The sequence below is a fragment of the Amycolatopsis sp. cmx-11-12 genome (assembly GCF_046269425.1).
Lineage (GTDB): Bacteria > Actinomycetota > Actinomycetes > Mycobacteriales > Pseudonocardiaceae > Amycolatopsis.
In genome coordinates this window covers 12100-29385 of the sequence record NZ_JADNQM010000038.1, presented here as the reverse complement: position 1 = coordinate 29385, position 17286 = coordinate 12100, and the positions used below count along the sequence as shown (strand labels likewise).

Genomic DNA, 17286 nt, shown 5'->3' with positions numbered 1-17286 from the left:
TTACCTCCGCCGATACTTGATCACACAAGGCGAACCGGGCCGCGTCACGCCGAGATCGAAGTCCGACGGCGGGTCCGCCTCCAGCGGCGCGAGTTCGTACCGGGACAACAGCGCGCCGAGGATCGTGGTCACCTCCGCGGTGCCGAAAGCCTGGCCGGGACAACGATAGAAGCCACCGCTGAACCCGATCAGCGCGTGCGGATGCCGTTTGTCCTCGGCTCGATCGGGCGCGAACCGCTCCGGGTCGTAGCGACCGGGTTCAGTGAAGATCTCGGGCAGCCGGTGCGCGACGCCGGGGCACAGCATGGTCATCCAGCCCTTCGGCACGCGGTAACCGTCCACTTCGTACTCGACCGCGGTCATCCTGGCGTAGTGGCCCATCACCGGCCGCAGCCGCAACGACTCCTTGAACGCCCAGTCGAGCCTCGGCACCCGGGTGTCGCCTTCGTCCAGCTCGCGCACCACGGTGCCGAGGTAGCCGGGATTCCTCAACAGTTGCACCAAGGTCCACGCCGCCTGCGCCGCCGTGGTGATGTAGCCGGTGAAGATGGTGCACAGCGCCATGCCGATCTGCACCTCGTCGCCCTCGGCTCGCAGATCGTCGTCGTCAACAAGGGTCTGGAGGAAATCGGTGTGCCCGCCGGGGTCTCGACGTCGTGTTTCGAGCACCGGGCGGAGCATTTCGGTGAGCAGCCTGCGGGCGCGATCGCGGCGGAAGAACTTGGGCAGCGGCAGGTTCGGCGGCAGGATGAACTCCATCCCCCTGGCCAGATCCACCAGCAGCGGCCGGAACTCGTCGACGTGCGCGCGAATCTCCGGCCCCATCAGCGCACTCGCCGCGATGCGCATCACCAGCGGTTCGAAGGTGTCCCAGAGATCGAACTCGCCGTGCTCGCCGAGCCCGTCCAGCCAGGTCTCGACCTCTTCGGCCATCACCTCGGTGTAATGCGTGAGCCTGCCGCCCTGGAACGCCGACTGCAACAGGGAAACGTGCCTGCGCCTGCGCTCGAACTCCGATGCGGCCAGCATGACGTCGCCGAACATCGGCACCACGAACTTGTAGAGATCGGGCACCGACAGCTTCCGGTCGACCTCCTTGAAGTAGAAGTCGTGGTATTCGGGCCCGATCAGCACGACGCCCTTCTGCGGGCCGAGCTGGATGCCGAACACCGGGCCATAGCGCTCGTAGGCGCGCATGAACACGGCGAAGTGATCCCGTCGCCATTCGATCAGGCTGCCCAGCAGCGGCAGTCCCTTGATCATCGGCGGTGTACTCAGCCGTCCGGTGACCGGCGCGACCATACCGTCTCCTGCCTTCGGCAAAACCCGGCATCGGGGTGCCCCCACCACGAAGCCGTGGCGGACACACCCCTGACCGGATCCTGGATGGGACGCCGTTACTTCGCGGCCAGCTCCTCCGGCGAGAGATACCCGCCCATGTTGAAGCGCAGGCTGGTCACGTACGCCACCGGCTGCTGGTCGAGGTACCTGCTGTCGTGCAGGGGCAGCATCCGGTAGATCTGGCCCTTGCCCGGCGCGCCGGCGGGCGGGATCTGCCGCACGTCGTCGATGGTGAGGATGATCGGCTCCTTGTTGACCAGCTTCATCCCCAGCTTGGGCATGTCGAAGATCGCGCCGACCGCCATCCGGCACGCCTTCGCCGACGGTCCTTCACCGGCGTAGGGGTCGAACGGCGTGCGGATCTGCCCGGTGGACAGGCAATCCGGGTTCAGCGTCACGGTGATCCGGCCGAGCTCTTCGCACTCGCCGACCATCTTCATCTCGATCAGGTTCGTGTACACCTCGGCCTTGGACCACTCCCGCGAGGTCGGCTCGGAGCGGACGACCCGCACCCAGCCGTCGAAGGGAACGGTGTACTCCCCGACACCGGGCACCGCGAAGGTGTCGATGGAGTTGATGCCGAGGTTGTCGATACCGGGGTCGGGGGCGGTCCAGGGAACCACCTTCGCGCCTGCGTACACATTGGGCACGCCTTCGGTCGTGACCGGACGGCCATAGATCACGGACGGCTTCGTGGGTGTAGCCATCATTGCCTCTCAGAGTTGAACGGAATCGGAAAGCCCGTCAGGGCAGCAGGTTGGTGTAGTCGCAGCAGGTCTGCCCCGCCTTGTCCGGGATCCCGTCCTGGTCCGAGTCGATCTCGCCCTCCGCGGTCGAGTACACGTTCCGGGAGTTCAAGTCGATCACGCCGTCGCCGTCCCAGTCGTTCAGCTTGCCCTTGAACGTGCCGAGGATGAACGCGTTGGTCATCGGGCCGACCTCGGGATCGTGCAAGGTGGACAGCACTCCGTTGCCGGGAGTGAGCACCTCTTCCAGCGGCCTGCCCGCGATCCTGGACAGGTTCACGTGGCCCCAGCCCTGGAAACGGCCGCGCACGTACCGGATCGCGGCCTCCTCGCGCACCTGGAACTTCGGCTCGAGGTGCCAGGTGCCGTACCGCGCGAAGCCGATGTTGGCCTGCCGCACACCCTGGCTCGGGTCGTCCGCGCGGCCGGACTTGAAGAAGGTCCTCGGCACGAGCGACTCGAAGAAGAAGTTGCCGCGGTCGCGCCTGGTGCGGTCGGTGAACCCGCGGAACAGGTAGTTGTCGCAGTGCGGCGAGCCGTCCTTGTGCAGCCCGGAGATCGTCTTCGCGATCACCAGCTGACGTTCGCGGGTGCTCACGTTCGGACAGGCGTGCGCCTGGCCGTAGATCCGGGCGAGTCCTTGCGGGGCCAGTGAGATCTTGCCCCAGTGCGTGTTGCTCTCGTCCAGCCGGACGTAGAGATCGCAGTGGATGAGCAGGTAGATCGTCTCGTCGAAGGTGCGGCCCGGGGTGTAGAGGCCGGACCTGCCGTCGAACGCCGGGTCCCCGGTTTGCAACTCCGAGATGAACAGCTTGGCCCACTCGGCGATCTCGGGATCGTCGTCGGTGAGGAACTTCTGCAAGGTGGTCACCGCGGTGGCGCCACCGAGCTTTTCGATGGCCCACAACGCATCCCAGCGCACCTCGCGGTTGGTGTCGGTGCGGGCGGCCTCCTCCAGCAGTTCGATCGCGTCGGCGTGGTCGCGGTCGGCGTACTCGTAGAGCGCCTGTTCGCGCATCACCGGGTCCGGATGCCGCAGGGCCTGCTCGCGCAGTTCCTCGTTGCTGCGGTTGTCCAGCCGGATGGCGACGCGGTCGAGCGCGTACCCGAAGTCACTGGCCCACGCGGCCGGATCTCCCGCGACGAAACGGGGATCGACGTTGCTCAACGTGGTCCGGTACGCGAAGTTGAGCGCGTCTCGCTGCTCCGTGCCCAGATCGTCCAGCAGGGCGGGCTCGGACGGGACGGCCTCGGCCCACGAACCGGGGCCGCGCTCCGTTACCAAGTCCGGGGACTTGTTGCAAAGATCGATAGCCATCGCGGCAATCCTTTCCCGTCTCCATGGATCGGTATCAGCAAAGTTAGGCGGCTACCCCACGCCGCACCTTCTCGCAGCTTGCCGCTGTCCGCGTTCGCGCAAGTTCCCCCTGCTGGCAACGAGGTCCGTCACTCGGACGGCGGTCGCCCCGACGACACCGCGCCGCTCACCATGACAAGAACACTTCACGTACGTAGAGCTTCCCTGCCATCCTTCAGCCGATGGGGGCGATCAGTGGGCACACTTCCGTTGACCGGGCCCGCGACGGTGGGCTGGGGCAGAATGCTGGGCCGGGCAGGGACCTGGGCGGGCACCGCCGCGCGGCACGGAACCGTCGGCGCGGCGGAGTCCTTACGTCGTAGGCTGAACCGGAACGGCAGGCAGCCGGGGCGGGACAGGCTCACCACCATGCTCGTCTCCTTGGGACCGACGTTCGTCAAGGGCGGTCAGCTCCTCGGCACCCGCCAGGACCTGCTTCCGCCGCACCTGTGCGCGGCGCTCGGCCGCCTGCACGACCGCGTCGACCCGATGACCCGCGCGCAGGCGGAGGAGGTGTGCACACACGCGTACCGGGAAAGAACCTGGCCGTTCAAGGAATTCGACTGGACGCCGTCGGCGAGCGGCAGCATCGCCTGCGTGTACCGCGCGCGGCTGCACGACGGCCGCGAGGTGGCGGTGAAGGTGCGCAGGCCACGGATCCGCGAGCGTATGCACGCCGATTTCGCCTTGCTGGGCAAGGGCGCCAGTGTGATCCAACGGGTGCCCGGCATGCGCAAGGTGCCCGCCAGGCGGATGGTCGACCAGGTCGGTTTCGCGGTGCTGCGCCAGCTCGACCTCGACGCCGAGGCGGCCGCGCTGACCTCCCTGCGGGCCAACCTCACCGGGCTCGAGTACTTCCGGATCCCGGAGCCGCTCCCCGAGGCGTGCGGCGAGGGCGTGCTGGTGATGGAGTATCTCGAAGGGCTCGGCCGGTTCGGCCCCGGCGAACTCACCAGGGAAGAACGGCGGGTGCTGGTCCGAAAGGTACTGCACGGCGTGTACCAGATGCTCTTCCTCGACGGACTGGTGCACTGTGACATGCATCCAGGAAACCTTTATCTGACAAAGGATTCCGAGGTCGTCCTGCTGGACGCCGGGTTCGTGGTGCGACTGGACCCGGTGGTGAAGCGGCAGTTCGCCGAGTTCTTCCTGAACATGTCGATGGGCCGGGGCGCGGAATGCGCCGAGGTCGTGCTCCAGAGCAGCGAGTACGTGCCGCCGGACGCGGACCTCGACGGCTTCCGCGCGGGGATCGTGGAGCTGGTCACGGCCGCGCACCGGCGGACCGCCGGCCAGTTCCGGCTGGCGCCGTTCGCGACCAGACTGTTCGACCTGCAACGGCGATCCAGTGTCGCCGCCGCACCCGAGTTCGTGTTCCCGCTCGTCTCGCTGCTCGTACTGGAGGGGATGATCAACGAGTTCGATGTGGACGTCGATTTCCAGGCGGAGGCGGTCCCGACCCTGCTCACCGCGTTGCGCACCTGATGCCCGCCTTCCTCCCGCGGCGGATCCCGGTGCCGCCAGGGGAGTTCCGCCGCCGCTGCTGGCACCTCATCGGGCCGGACACGCACCCGGTCGTGGCCGAGCTCCGCGCCAGGTCGGCGCCACCCGGGTCCGCCCACGGCACGGCGATCCTGCTCGGCGCCGAGTTCGGCTGGGAGGACAACGCGAGACTGCTCGACGGGATCGCCGCGGCCGGCCGTGACGGCGGCAGGCTGGCGCTGGTGCACCTCGGCGCGGGTGGCGCCAGCCTGCTGCGAGCGGCGGCCAAGGAGGATCCCGCGCTCGACGTGCGGTGCGTGGAGCTTTCCGCCGAGCCGTCCGCGCGGGCGATCCGGGTCGCGGTGTCACTGCTCAACTCCGAGGGCGCGCTCCCCTCGCTCGCGCAGGTTGGCGACGACGGCCGGATCACCACCACCGGCTGGTGCCCGGCAGAGCTGCCTCCTGTCGTCACAGGAAGAACCCGAACGGGTCGCTCGGTCGTGGTCACCGGCGGCCTCGGCGGCCTGGGGCTGCGCGCGGCCGTCGTACTGTCCAAAGTGTACGGACTGCACCCGATCCTGATCGACGTCCTCGAACCGGCGCAGCTGCCCCCGGGCTCCGCCAGGCACCTGTCCGGACTGAGCGCGACCGTGCTCACCGCGGACGTCACCGACCGTCACGGGATCGCGCGCCTACTGTCCACAACGGACGCCCCTCCGGTCGGCGCGGTGGTGCACTGTGCCGGGCTGCTCACGGGAGGCCCGGTCGCGACCACGACCACCACGGCGCTCGTCCGCGCACAGAGGGTGAAGGTAGCCGGTCTCGAAGCCGTACTCGCCGCGATCGACCCGGCCGAACTGCGGCAGCTGATCACCTTCGGCTCCATCACCGCCGAGGAACCACACCGCAGCCTCGGCTGTTACGGGCTGGCCAACGAACTTCTGCGCAGATCCACCATCAGGGCCGCGGCCGGCCTCCCCCGATGCTCGACCGTGGCGGCCCAGTGGTCGCTGTGGAGCGGCGCGGGAATGGCCCAGCAGGCGGGCGCAGTCCAGCAGGCGCGGCGAATGGGCATGACCCCGGTGCCGCTGCGCGCGGGTATGAACGCCCTCGTGCGCTTGTTCGGGTGGCCACCGGGGCCCGCCGATGCCGCACCCGTCCTCCTTTACGGCGGTTGAAGGCAAGCCGAGCGTAACTGCTTGCGTGACTGGACGGCGATCTTGCGTGACTGGACGGCGATCTCGCGTGACTGGGCGGAGATCACGCGTGATTGGGCGGAGATCTCGCGTGTTCAGCGGGCGCGGGTGAGCGGGGGTTTCGCGGACAGGCCGATGAGCCGGGTGCAGCGTTGCACCGCGTCCGGATCCCCGTCGATCTTGAGCGCGCCCGCGACGAGCGCGTCGAACGGGCTGAGCATTTGCGCGCCGATCCGGATGAAGGTGGCCGCGGTGGTGCCGACCACCATCACCGGATCCGTCGCGGCGCCGCGGGCGGCGGTCGCCTGTCCCGAGCGCACGGCGATGTGGAACACCTCGTCGTCCACCCGGAACTCGTAGCTCTCGTCCACTTCGGACACTTCGGCGGGGTCGATCATCGCCTGCACGGCCAGGAAACCCCATGCCGACCGGCTGGCTCCGTTCACGGCGTCGTCCTCGGTGAGGAACTGCATCCCCCATTTCGCCAGGCCGAGGATGGACGGCAGCAGCGAGGTGCCGAGTCCGGTGAGCAGGTACCGCTTGCCGCGGCCGTCCTCCGGCACCGGCTCGGTCCGCACCAGGCCGTGTTCGGCCAGCAGCCGCAGCCGATCGGTGAGCAGGTTGGGGCCGATCCCCGGCAGGTTCTCACTCAGCTCGTTGAACCGGACCGGCCCGATCAGCAGTTCGCGCAGGATCAGCAGGGTCCAGCGTTCGCCGATGACGTCGAGCGCCGCGGCGAGCCCGCAGAACTGGCCGTAGTAGCGCTTCTCCGCCAAGTACCGTTCACCTGACCCAGGTTGACCATACGAATTCGTAGTGAGCCTGGATAAGGATTCTACGCCCGGCGGGCACAGGTGAGCGGGAACCGGCGAAGAACGTTACCCACGCGGAGAGCGCTGCCGGGGCATCGGAGTTTCCCGCAGCTGCGCCGCCACCACCAGCGGCAGCGCCAGCACCATCGGCGGATCGAGCTGCCGCCGCGGCCGGACCCGCAGGGTGAACGCCGAGTGCGTGAGCGCCACCCCACCGGAGATCCTCACCGGCACCCGGCTCGCGGCGAAGTAGCCCCGGTCCAGTTCGTCGACCATCGCTTCGACGACGGTGACGGACGGCGGGAAGCACATCGCCAGCGGGTAGTACTCGCCGTCCGGCAGGCCACCGAACACCGCCATCCCCGGCACCTCGGGGATCGCGCACGCGGCCGGTGCCTCCTGCGGGATGCCGGAGGAGAACAGCCCGACCACGGCGAACGCGTCCACGCCCTCCCCGCCGGTGATCGTCCCGGTCAGCTGCACCGGGTCCGGTTCGACCAGCACGGACCGGAGATCGGCCAGCACGGCCGCGAACGGCTGATCGGACCACGCGGTGACCAGCGCGCGGAACCGGCGCGGGGGCACCCCGACCAGCCGGGTGAACTGCGAGGTGAACGTGCCGAGGCTGGAATAGCCGACCTGCATGCAGATGTCGGTGACGTTCACCGAGCTGTAGGCGAGCATCCGCTTCGCCTCCGCCATCCGCCACGCGGCGAGATACCTTGCCGGGGTGGACGCGGTCATCTGCCGGAACACCCGGTGGAAGTGGAACGGGCTCAGTAGCGCGGACTGCGCGAGGTCACGCAGGGAAAGCTCGTCACCGACGTTCTCCCGCATCATCCGCACCGAGCGCAGGACCGCTTCGATCCGGTCCTCGGCGGTCTGGTCGGTGGCACAGCCTGCCGACTCCAGTGGGACCCGCTCACCATTCATGGAGAATCCCCCATTCGTCTCTCCCGCCCGGGGCACGGGCGTCGATGGTGACGGTGTCAACGGACTTCGGCGAGGCCGCGGGCCTGTTCGAGCGCGGCCACCCAGGCCGCGGTGAACCGGCGGCGCAGCAGCAGCGCCCGCCGGTCGGGGAGTTCGAGCGCGCGCCAACCGCTGTGGGAGAAGGAAAGCCGCTTCCCCGCCACCGTGACCCGGCACCAGGTGCGGGCGGCCGCGCCGGGGATCTCGATCGAGAACCGCAGCCCGCCCGGTTCCTCACTCCAGTCGTCCACCCGGAACCGGCGCGGACCCTCGTCATCGACGATGAAGAACCAGCGCGGAGCGAATCCGTCGCTCGCGATCGGCAACCAGCGCAACAGGGTGTCGCGGTGCAGGGCCGAAGCGGCGGGCGAGGGCAGGTCGACCGAGCCGTCGATGTCGTCACGCCATTCGTAACGGCTGGATTCACCGGTGGCGAGATAACGCGCCAGGCGCTGGAAGAAATCCGTCCAGCCGGTCAGCAGTTCATCCGATTCCGCCGCGGTCCGGTGCGGGTCGCGGTCTTCGACGGCGATTTCGGTACCATCCGGCAGCACCTTCGCCGTCCAGCGGATCCTCGCGATCGGCGAGAGCCCGAGAAAACGCCATTCGAAATCGATCACCCGACACTCGGTGACCTCGTGGGTGAGCACTTCGAAGAAATCGCCGTCACCGAATTCGATCCGGTCCCGTCTGCCCGGCAGCCACGGCTCGCCGATTTCACCGAACCAGTTGGCCAGCCGCACGGGATCGGCCAGCGCGAGCCAAGCCTTCTCGACCGGCACGGTGGCCTTGAGCCCGACCCGGACGATTCCCGGTTCCACCACCGAACACTCCAGTCCCGGATCGTTCACCTCGGCCTCCCCTGCGACCTCCCGCTGAAACGACCAGAATAGCCATATGTTCCTTTAGCATCCTACTGGCCGAACCTGATCAGTACCATCACTCATCCATACGAATCACCCAGGCGGCGATGATCATTTTCCCGATCCTGGATGAAATGTGAACAACCGTTCCAACTGGCGCAACTGCGCGCGTTCCGGAGCGGCGCTCATCAGCTTTTCCCGCAGCAGGCACGCCAGTGGATTGCGCCACCCGCCGATCCTGGCGAGCATCCGGGCCTGCGACCAGGCGGCACGCGCACGGCGTCGTCTGCGCCGTTCGTACTCCGCCAGCGCCGGCTCGATCCCCGCGCCGCCACCGAGACAATCGGCGAGCACCGCGGCGTCCTCGAACGCCTGCGAGGTGCCCTGCCCCATGTTCGGCATACTCGGATGCGCCGCGTCGCCCGCCAGCACCACCCTGGCCGCGCTCCACGCGCGCAGTGGCTCGCTGTCGTAGATATCGGTCGCGGTGATCTCTTCGCTCCTGGTCGCGGCGAGCAATTCCGGAATCGGCGCATGCCAGTTTTCGAAGAAGCCGGGCGGCCTCGATTCGCTCGCACCTTCGACGGCGGGCGTGGACGCGAACCAGTAGACCCGCCCGGCAGGCAGCCGCCAGATCCCGAATTGACTCGGCCCGCCCATCGAGAGCACCCCGGGAAACGGCGGCAGCTCGAATTCGATCGTCGCACGCCAGACCGTGAAACCGGCGTACCGGAGCGGCTCGGTCAGCCCGATGCCCTCCCGCACCGAAGACCGGAGACCGTCGGCACCGACCACGAGGTCCGCGCCCCCCTCGGTGCCGTCGGCGAAATCGGCCACCGCGCGCCCGGCTTCGGTGCGCACACCGACGCAGCGGGCGCCGAAGACCGGGCGTTCGCCGAGCACTCCCGTCAGCGCGTCGAGCAAATCCTTGCGGTGCATACCCGCACCGCGTCCACCGATCGTGTCCATGACGGGTCCGGACACCTCGTAGAGGGACCGGCCCGTCCTCGATCGCATCGAAGTACCCGGTGCCGGCAACGCGCCCGCGCGCACCGCGGCCCCGGCGCCGATCGCGTCCAGCGCGCGAAGACCGTTGGGCCACAAGGTAAGTCCGTTCCCGGGCCGCGGCTCGGCCGCTCGCTCGCGGACCTCGACCCCGAACCCGGCCCGGCGCAGCGCGATCGCGGTGGCGAGCCCGGCGGGCCCGGCACCGATGACCATCGCGGTGCGGTTGTGTGTCACGAAAACTCTCCTCGCGCCACGACGAAGCTAAGACCACCCATACGGGTAACGCTTCTCTCCAATTGCTGAAGAGAAAGGCACCGGAATAGCAACCTCGAAGAAGTTCCGAACGGATGGATCGGGATCACTTCTCCAGCGCCGGAAAAGATCGTTCTTGCCACTCAGGGGGCGGCTGTGCCGTGCGATCCGGTTTCGGTACCTTGGTCATCCGCGTAGCGAGCCGGTTACTCAACGCTGAAGGCCCGCGTCGATTATTTTGGGAGTTTCGCCTTGTCTTCGAATACCGCTCTCGCGATAGAAACCACCGGACTGCTGAAGAGATTCGGCGATACCACCGCCGTGGACGGGGTCGACCTTGCCGTCCGGCCCGGCGTGGTGCACGGCCTGCTCGGCCCGAACGGCGCGGGCAAGACCACCACCATCCGCATGCTCGCCACCCTGCTGCGCCCGGACGCCGGTTCGGCACGGGTGTTCGGCCACGACGTGGCGACCGAACCGGACGCCGTGCGCAGCCGGGTCAGCCTCACCGGGCAGTTCGCCTCCGTGGACGAGAACATCAGCGGCTACGAGAACCTGGTGCTGGTGGCGAGATTGCTCGGGCACTCCAGGGCGGCGGCCAAGGCGAGGGCCACCGAACTGATCGAGGCGTTCGACCTCACCGGGGCCGCGGGCAAGCAGGCGGCCAAGTACTCCGGTGGCATGCGCCGCAGGCTCGACATCGCGGCGAGCATCGTGGTCACCCCGGACCTGCTCTTCCTGGACGAGCCGACGGCGGGACTGGATCCGCGCAGCCGCAACCAGGTGTGGCATATCGTCCGCGAACTGGTCCAGGCCGGTACCACGATCCTGCTCACCACCCAATATCTCGACGAGGCCGACCAACTCGCCGACCGCATCGCGGTGCTCGACCACGGCAGGACGATCGCGGAGGGCACCAGCGCCGAGCTGAAGTCGTCGCTCGGGTCCGGCGCGCTGCGGGTGCGGCTGAAGAACGCGGACGACCGCCTCGAGGCCCAACGGCTGCTCGACATCGCGCTCGGCGTGCCGATCACCCTCGACAGCGAGCCGACCGCCCTGTCCGCTCAGGTGCCGGACCCGGACCGGGTGGCGCCCGCGCTGGCGATCCTGTCCAACTCGGGGATCTCGGTCTCGGACTTCTCACTGGGCCAGCCGAGCCTCGACGAGGTGTTCCTCGCCCTCACCGGCCACCCCGCCGAAGCCACCGAAGACGACGTCGACAAGGAAGAGGCAGTCCGATGACCGCGCCCGAGGCCACCGCCGTCCCGGACACCAAACTCCGCGGCGCGCTCGCGGCGCACGACCGCCCGTCCCGGCCGAATCCGCTCTACGCGTCGCTGACCTTCGCTTGGCGCGCGATGCTCGGCTTCAAGCACGCGCCGGAACAGCTGAGCGAAGCCGTCGTCATGCCGTTCATGTTCGTGCTGATGTTCACCTATCTCTTCGGTGGCGCGATCGCGAACTCCAGCGGCGAGTATCTGCACTACTTCCTGCCCGGCATCCTGGTGATGACCGTGCTGATCATGACCGTGAACACCGGTGCCGCGCTGAACGCCGAAATGGCGAAAGGCATCTTCGACCGGTTCCGCACGCTGCCTTTCTGGCAGCCGGCGCCGATCGTCGGCGCGCTGATCGGCGACATCGTCCGCTACACCTTCGCGATCGTGCTGACCGTCGGACTCGGCCTGCTGCTCGGTTTCCGGCCCGGCGGCGGTTTCGCCGGTGTCGTGCTCGCGATCCTGGTGCTGCTGGTGTTCGCGTTCAGCGTGGGCTGGATCTTCACCACGCTCGGCATGCTGGTGCGCAAACCGGAGTCGATCACGAACACCAGCATGATGCTGCTGTTCCCGCTCAGCTTCATCAGCAACATCTTCACCATGCCGGAGACCATGCCGTCCTGGATGGCGGCGATCGTGCGGGTGAACCCGGTCAGCCACGCCGCGACGGCCGTGCGCGGGCTCATGCACGGCACCGCGACGGCCGGTCAGATCGTGCTGGTGCTGATCATCTCGGCCGCGCTCGTCGTGGTGTTCGGCTCGCTGACCATGCTGCTCTACCGCCGCAAGAGCTGATCGGACGCCGAGGTCAGTGCGGCGTCACGCTCGTCGTCGCTGACCTCCGCTTTGAGACAGAGGCTGTGCGCGAAGTTCGGCGATCAGCGCGCGGACGGCTGCCGAATGGTGCATCTCGGGGGTGATGACGTACCCGACGCTGCGGCTGGGTGCGTCGGAGCCGAGTGTCTGCATGGCCACCTTTGGCGATGCGCCGGCGAAGGTCAGGCGGGGGACGACCGCGGTGCCGAGACCGTGGCCGACCATCGACATGGCCACGCTGTCGTCTTCTACCCGGATGTCGCTGGCAGGGAGCCAAGCCTGTCGTGCGCACCAGCCTTCGGTCTCGGCCGAGGTGCGCTCGTTCCAGTGGATCGTGGGGAGGCTACGCGGGTCCGGGTGCCCGGCCGGGTAGGCCAGCACGTAGGGATCGACGAACAGTTCCTTGCTGACCAGGTCTTCGATGGGAGAGAAGAGAGTGGCGACGCCAAGGTCGGCCAGTCCGGCGCGTACCTGTCCGGGGATGCCAGCTTCGGTCTCTCGTACGACGCTGACGTCCACGGTGATGCGGGGGTAACGCCGCCCGAACCGGCCCAGCACGCTGGGCAGCAGGTGGAACGCGGCGCCGCGAAAGGCCGCGACCCGGACGGTTCCGGTCGTCTCCCCTACCGAGGCGGTGCGAGCCTCCTGTTTCATCGTGTCCATCAACCGGAGGATCCGCCGCGCGTGCCCGAGCACCGACTTGCCTGCCTTGGTCGGCTGTGCGCCGCCGCGGCCGCGCTGGAAGAGCACCGCTCCTACCTTGCGTTCCGCGGTGTTCACGGCGTGCGAGACCGCCGACTGGGTGAGGCCAAGCTTCTGCGCGGCGGCCGAAAAGCTTCCCTCCCGTTCGATGGCGATGAAAATGCGCAGCTCGCCTGCCGTCAGATCCCCAGTGCTCATGTCCGGAACTTTAAAGGCAAACGTGCCTTAGGGGTGCACGCGTTCACCTGGCCGTGAAGGCCTCCTTGCCTACTCTGAATAGATGAGTGTCGTTCATGGATGATCCCGTCACCATCGGCGATCGCCGATGGTTCCGCTGGTCGACGCCTACCTAGCCTGACAGGACCAGAGCGATCGAGTGGTGAAGGGAATCCCGTGCGCGTTATCGAGTTCGACAGGTTCGGCGGCCCGGAAGTGTTGACCGAGGTCGAGCGGCCCGACCCGGTGCCGGGCGACGGCGAGGTCCTGGTCGAGGTCGAGGCCGCGGGCGTCAATTTCGGGGACATCAAGAACGTCGCCGGGCAGTACGCCCCGCCCGAGACGTTCCCCCATGTGCCTGGCATGGAAGTGGTGGGCCGGACCGGTGACGGTCGGCGCGTACTCGGCTATCTCACCGACGGCGGATATGCCTCCAAGGCCGTCGTCCCTATCCGGGACCTGGTCGAGCTACCGGACGGTGTCGGCGCGGGTGAGGCCGCGGCGCTGCTCGTCCAGGGGCTGACCGCCTGGCACCTGCTCCGTTCCGCGGCGCGAGTGCGGCCAGGGGAGACCGTGGTGGTGAACGCGGCGGCGGGAGGAGTCGGCTCGCTGGCGATCCAGTTGGCCAAGCGATTCGGCGCCGGACGCGTGATCGCCACGGCATCGACCGAGGACAAGCGGGCCCTTGCCTTGGAACTGGGGGCCGACGCGGCGGTCGACGGGGCCGCCGACGGCTACCGGGAGCGGGTGCTGGACGCCAACCGCGGCGCCGGGGTCGATGTCGTGCTGGACGCGGTCGGTGGGACGGTGTTCGATCAGGCCCTCGGCGCGCTCGCGAGCTTCGGCCGCCTGATCACCTACGGGGCCTCGGCGGGAACGGGCCTGCCACCGGTGGACCCAGGCCACCTCACCATGCGCAACACCATCCTGGGCGGCCTCTGGTTGGTGCCCATCCTCGACGAAGCCGGTGCCGCCGGGCCCCCGCTCCAGGAACTGCTCCACCTCGCCGCCACCCGGCAGATCAAGCCCCTCGTGGGCGGCGAATACCCACTGTCCGCCGCCGCCACCGCCCACGAGGACCTCCTCGCCCGCCGCACGACAGGCAAGCTCATCCTCCGCGTCGAGCAAGAATGACGGCAGGATCTTCGCCGAGCTGATCGACTCCCGCGACCACGGTCAGCCGCACCTCGGTCCGCAACAGCGAGTCGGGGCCTTCGGCGAACGGATCGCGGTCCAGCACCACGAAATCCGCCGCCAGCCCCGGTGCCAGGCGCCCGGTCAGCCCCTCCCATCGGCACGAGTACGCGGCGTGCCGGGTGCCGTGCGCGAGGGCGTCGGCCATGGGCAGGGCGAACTCCGGGATGTTGGGCGGCAGCCCGGGATCGGACGCCGAACGCCGGGTGGTGGCGATGAACATGTTCGGCAACGGCGGATGCGGCGCGGTCGGCGCGTCGGAGCCGAACGCGAGTACCGCGCCGGCGGCGGTCAGCTCCGGCCACGGGTATCCGCGCCGCACGCGGTCGTCGCCGAGCATCGCCCGCCAGTTGTCCTGGATCGCCGGGTCCGCGTGCACCGGCTGCATGGACGCGACCACGCCGAGCCGGGCCAGCCGCCGCACGTTCTCCTCCGTCACCACCTCGACGTGCTCCAGCCGGTGCCGCCGGTCGCGCGGCCCGTTGACCTCGATCGCGTGCTCCAGTGCGGAAAGCGCGATATCCGACGCCTCGTCGCCGATCGCGTGCAGCGCCACCTGCAACCCGGCCGCGTCCGCCGCCGCCACGACGGGGGTAAGCGCGGCCAGATCCCAGATCGGCCCGGGGTGGCTGCCGTCGGCGAACGGGGCCTTCATCGCCGCCGTGCAGCTGTCGATCACGCCGTCCACCAGCAGTTTGATGCCGGTGACCCGCAGCCAGGGCCCGGACAGCCGCCCGGCCAGTTCCACCGCCCGCCGGACCTGCCGCAGGTCGTCCTCGGTGCGGCCGGTCCGCTCGACCAGCCAGTGCCCGGCCACCCGCAACGGCAACCGGCCGCCGCCTCGGGCCAGTGCCCGCTCCAGCGCGTCCAGGTCGTCCTGCCCCAGCCCCATGTCCACCGCACCGGTCACGCCGTCGGACAGGTACCGCTCGAACGCCGAGGCCAGTGCGGCGTCACGCTCGTCGTCACTGCCCGCCGCGTCGAGGAACCGCCGCGCCAGCTGCAACGCGGCCGCCTCGTACAGCATGCCGTCCGGCTCGCCCGCCTCGTCGCGGCCGATGCGGCCGCCGATCGGGTCGGGGGTGTCCGCCGTGATCCCGAGCTCCCGCAGCGCGGCGCTGTTGACCCACGTCGAGTGCAGGTCGTTGGCGGCGAGGTAGACCGGCCGGTCCGGCGCTGCCGCATCGATCAGGCCCCGGTCCGGGCCGCGCCCGTCCAGCGCGCCGAACAGCCAGCTTCGGCCCAGGACACGCGGCGCACCGGGGTCGGCGGCCGCCGCCTCCCGGACCCTGGACTGGATCTCGGCCACGTCGGCGGCGTCGAACAGGTCGACCTGCCGCAGCGCCTCGCCCATCCCCAGCAGGTGGGTGTGCGCGTCCACGAAACCGGGCAGCACGAACGCCCCGCCGAGGTCCACCAGTCGCGCGCCGCCTGCCATCCCGTCCGCCGTCGCGGTGTCGCCGACGAACTCGATCGACTCCCCGCGCACGACCATGGACTCCGCCCACGCCGGCTCGTCGGCGGTGAAGATCCGGCCACCCCGGTAGTGGACCCGTTCCGGCTTGCTCATGTCACTCCTTGGGTGCAGGGTCGAACGACGAACGCATCGCCAGGACGTAGATCAGCGCCGGGACGATCAGCCCCACCGGCAGCGACAGGTCGATCCCGCCTGCCAGCTCGGCAAGGAACCCGATGTGCACGCCGGGTACGGCCAGGAACTCGACGGCGAACGCGGCGCCGACCACCAGCGCGGCGAAACCGGCCCAGTTGACCCCGCCCCGGTACCAGAACGGACCGCCCCGGCTCAGGTCACTGAGCGCGTGGCCGTCGTACCGGTTGCGCCGCAGCAGCACGTCGGTGACGTAGATGGCCATGATCGGGGCCAGCACCGCCACCATCATCTGCAGCATCCGGCTGACGGTGTCCAGGAAGTTCGAGACCAGCAGCGCGTACATGGTCAGCAAGATGCTGACCGTGCCGTAGAACAGCACGCTGCGCGACCGGCGGACACGCATCCCGATCGCCTGGAGCGCGAGTCCCGAGCTGTAGATGATCAGCGCGTTGTTGGCGATCGCGCCCAGGATCATGGCGATCAGGAAGACCGGGGAGAACCAGCCGGGCAGCAGGCCGGTGAGCGCGGTCTGCGGATCACTCATGTCCAGCGTGGTGGCTGCGATCGCGCCCAGCAGGGTGCACAGCACGCTGGGCAGGTAGGCGCCCGCCGCCGTCCAGCCGACAATGGCCGACCGTTTGGCGGTGCGCGGCAGGTAGCGGGCGAAGTCGGCGCTCGTGCTGTAGGACAGCGGAGCGGAGGAGACCATGGCCAGCCCGGCGGCCAGCGCCGCCCACAGGCCGGGCCCCTGGAGCTCCTGCGGCGGCCGGTGACCCCAGTCGGCGTTGCCCAGCACGAAAAACGCCAGGACCGCGAACACCACCGCGAGTGCCGCGGCGAGCGGCAGGTACAGCCTGATGATCGTGGCGTGCCCGTAGACGCTGATCGCCAGCGTCACCGCCGCCACGCCGACGATGACCAGTATCTTGCCCGTCGTGTCGAGTTCCAGACCGAACCTGGAGCACAGGCTGAACGCCGTCACCGACGCCGCCGACAGGCTCAGCGCCACGTAGCACACGGAGATCAGCGAGCCGTTGACCGTGACCAGCACCCGGTTGCCGCGAACGCCGTACATGGTCCGGGTGATGACCGAACTCGGCGTGCCCGCGGCCGGACCGCTGACCGAGATCAGCCCGACCAGCAGCCAGAACAGGTTGCCGACCAGGATCACGCCGAGTGCCTGCCACAGGCTCAGGCCCAGCACCACGAGCGCGCCGCCGACCACGAGGCTGAGGTAGCTGACGTTCGGCGCGGCCCACACGCCGAACAGGTCGCGCGCCCGGCCGTGCCGCTCCTCGTCGCCGATGACGTCGATGCCGTGCGTCTCGATGCGGGTGGCCTGGGCGGAGACGGGCTCGGGTGCCGCTCTACTGGCTGGGTCTTGGATCACGGCGGGGCCTCCAGCGGTGTCCTGTGGACTGAGACGTGGGTCACGGGGTG

At 69.0% G+C, this 17286-nt stretch carries 15 protein-coding genes; 5 read left to right on the top strand and 10 right to left on the bottom strand.

What is annotated here, in order from left to right; genetic code table 11:
- From ACLARN_RS35920 to ACLARN_RS35910, 3 genes are all read right to left on the bottom strand, one after another.
- Positions 1–1302, bottom strand: a complete 1302-nt coding sequence (locus ACLARN_RS35920; protein ID WP_409495928.1) for a cytochrome P450 — start codon at positions 1300–1302, stop codon at positions 1–3.
- Between the two features lie 95 nt (positions 1303–1397).
- Positions 1398–2048, bottom strand: a complete 651-nt coding sequence (locus ACLARN_RS35915; RefSeq protein ID WP_076158202.1) for a DUF6073 family protein — start codon at positions 2046–2048, stop codon at positions 1398–1400.
- Between the two features lie 37 nt (positions 2049–2085).
- Positions 2086–3405, bottom strand: a complete 1320-nt coding sequence (locus ACLARN_RS35910; protein WP_409495927.1) for a HEAT repeat domain-containing protein — start codon at positions 3403–3405, stop codon at positions 2086–2088.
- A 234-nt stretch (positions 3406–3639) separates the two neighbouring features.
- Between ACLARN_RS35910 and ACLARN_RS35905 the strand changes: the two genes are divergently transcribed.
- On the top strand, positions 3640–4929 hold the full coding sequence (locus ACLARN_RS35905) for an ABC1 kinase family protein (RefSeq protein ID WP_409495926.1): 1290 nt from the start codon (positions 3640–3642) through the stop codon (positions 4927–4929).
- Positions 4929–6104 carry a KR domain-containing protein gene (locus tag ACLARN_RS35900; RefSeq protein WP_409495925.1) on the top strand — a complete coding sequence of 392 codons (1176 nt, stop codon included), beginning with the start codon at positions 4929–4931 and terminating at the stop codon, positions 6102–6104. The genes ACLARN_RS35905 and ACLARN_RS35900 overlap by 1 nt, the downstream gene beginning before the upstream one ends.
- Positions 6105–6217: 113 nt before the next feature.
- Here ACLARN_RS35900 and ACLARN_RS35895 read toward each other — a convergent pair whose 3' ends face one another.
- The 4 genes from ACLARN_RS35895 to ACLARN_RS35880 all read right to left on the bottom strand — a co-directional run bounded on the left by ACLARN_RS35895 (position 6218) and on the right by ACLARN_RS35880 (position 10011).
- Positions 6218–6898 carry a winged helix-turn-helix transcriptional regulator gene (locus ACLARN_RS35895; RefSeq protein ID WP_409495924.1) on the bottom strand — a complete coding sequence of 227 codons (681 nt, stop codon included), beginning with the start codon at positions 6896–6898 and terminating at the stop codon, positions 6218–6220.
- A 102-nt stretch (positions 6899–7000) separates the two neighbouring features.
- Positions 7001–7867, bottom strand: coding sequence for a helix-turn-helix transcriptional regulator (locus ACLARN_RS35890; protein WP_409495923.1), 867 nt, complete (start codon positions 7865–7867; stop codon positions 7001–7003).
- Between the two features lie 56 nt (positions 7868–7923).
- Complete coding sequence (locus tag ACLARN_RS35885) at positions 7924–8757, bottom strand: SRPBCC family protein (protein ID WP_409495922.1); 834 nt, start codon at positions 8755–8757, stop codon at positions 7924–7926.
- A gap of 123 nt (positions 8758–8880) precedes the next feature.
- A complete protein-coding gene (locus tag ACLARN_RS35880; protein ID WP_409495921.1) occupies positions 8881–10011 on the bottom strand; it encodes an FAD-dependent monooxygenase in 1131 nt (376 codons plus the stop codon).
- 270 nt (positions 10012–10281) lie between these two features.
- Here ACLARN_RS35880 and ACLARN_RS35875 point away from each other — a divergent pair, with 270 nt between their 5' ends.
- Both ACLARN_RS35875 and ACLARN_RS35870 read left to right on the top strand, forming a co-directional pair.
- Positions 10282–11271: an ATP-binding cassette domain-containing protein gene (locus tag ACLARN_RS35875; protein ID WP_409495920.1), complete on the top strand. Its 990-nt coding sequence runs from the start codon at positions 10282–10284 to the stop codon at positions 11269–11271.
- The gene (locus ACLARN_RS35870) at positions 11268–12101 is read left to right on the top strand and encodes an ABC transporter permease (protein WP_409495919.1); all 834 of its coding nucleotides are present in this window, start codon (positions 11268–11270) and stop codon (positions 12099–12101) included. Before ACLARN_RS35875 ends, ACLARN_RS35870 begins: the two co-directional genes overlap by 4 nt.
- 24 nt (positions 12102–12125) lie before the next feature.
- Here the strand turns inward: ACLARN_RS35870 and ACLARN_RS35865 are convergent, their stop codons facing one another.
- Positions 12126–13022, bottom strand: coding sequence for a LysR family transcriptional regulator (locus ACLARN_RS35865; RefSeq protein WP_409495918.1), 897 nt, complete (start codon positions 13020–13022; stop codon positions 12126–12128).
- A gap of 195 nt (positions 13023–13217) precedes the next feature.
- Between ACLARN_RS35865 and ACLARN_RS35860 the strand changes: the two genes are divergently transcribed.
- Positions 13218–14174, top strand: a complete 957-nt coding sequence (locus ACLARN_RS35860; protein ID WP_409495917.1) for a zinc-binding alcohol dehydrogenase family protein — start codon at positions 13218–13220, stop codon at positions 14172–14174.
- Here the strand turns inward: ACLARN_RS35860 and ACLARN_RS35855 are convergent.
- Positions 14149–15804 (bottom strand): amidohydrolase, encoded by a 1656-nt coding sequence (locus tag ACLARN_RS35855; RefSeq protein ID WP_409495916.1) that lies wholly within the window; start codon positions 15802–15804, stop codon positions 14149–14151. The two genes, ACLARN_RS35860 and ACLARN_RS35855, sit on opposite strands and share 26 nt — an antisense overlap.
- Position 15805: 1 nt before the next feature.
- Positions 15806–17236: a purine-cytosine permease family protein gene (locus ACLARN_RS35850; RefSeq protein WP_409495915.1), complete on the bottom strand. Its 1431-nt coding sequence runs from the start codon at positions 17234–17236 to the stop codon at positions 15806–15808.
- Positions 17237–17286: the final 50 nt, after the last annotated feature.

Bases quoted from the DNA above. Each gene is read 5' to 3' on its own strand.
- ACLARN_RS35855 (WP_409495916.1), bottom strand. From the start codon at position 15,804: ATGAGCAAGCCGGAACGGGTCCACTACCGGGGTGGCCGGATCTTCACC.
- ACLARN_RS35865 (WP_409495918.1), bottom strand. From the start codon at position 13,022: ATGAGCACTGGGGATCTGACGGCAGGCGAGCTGCGCATTTTCATCGCC.
- ACLARN_RS35920 (WP_409495928.1), bottom strand. From the start codon at position 1,302: ATGGTCGCGCCGGTCACCGGACGGCTGAGTACACCGCCGATGATCAAG.
- ACLARN_RS35870 (WP_409495919.1), top strand. From the start codon at position 11,268: ATGACCGCGCCCGAGGCCACCGCCGTCCCGGACACCAAACTCCGCGGC.
- ACLARN_RS35910 (WP_409495927.1), bottom strand. From the start codon at position 3,405: ATGGCTATCGATCTTTGCAACAAGTCCCCGGACTTGGTAACGGAGCGC.
- ACLARN_RS35900 (WP_409495925.1), top strand. From the start codon at position 4,929: ATGCCCGCCTTCCTCCCGCGGCGGATCCCGGTGCCGCCAGGGGAGTTC.
- ACLARN_RS35890 (WP_409495923.1), bottom strand. From the start codon at position 7,867: ATGAATGGTGAGCGGGTCCCACTGGAGTCGGCAGGCTGTGCCACCGAC.
- ACLARN_RS35915 (WP_076158202.1), bottom strand. From the start codon at position 2,048: ATGGCTACACCCACGAAGCCGTCCGTGATCTATGGCCGTCCGGTCACG.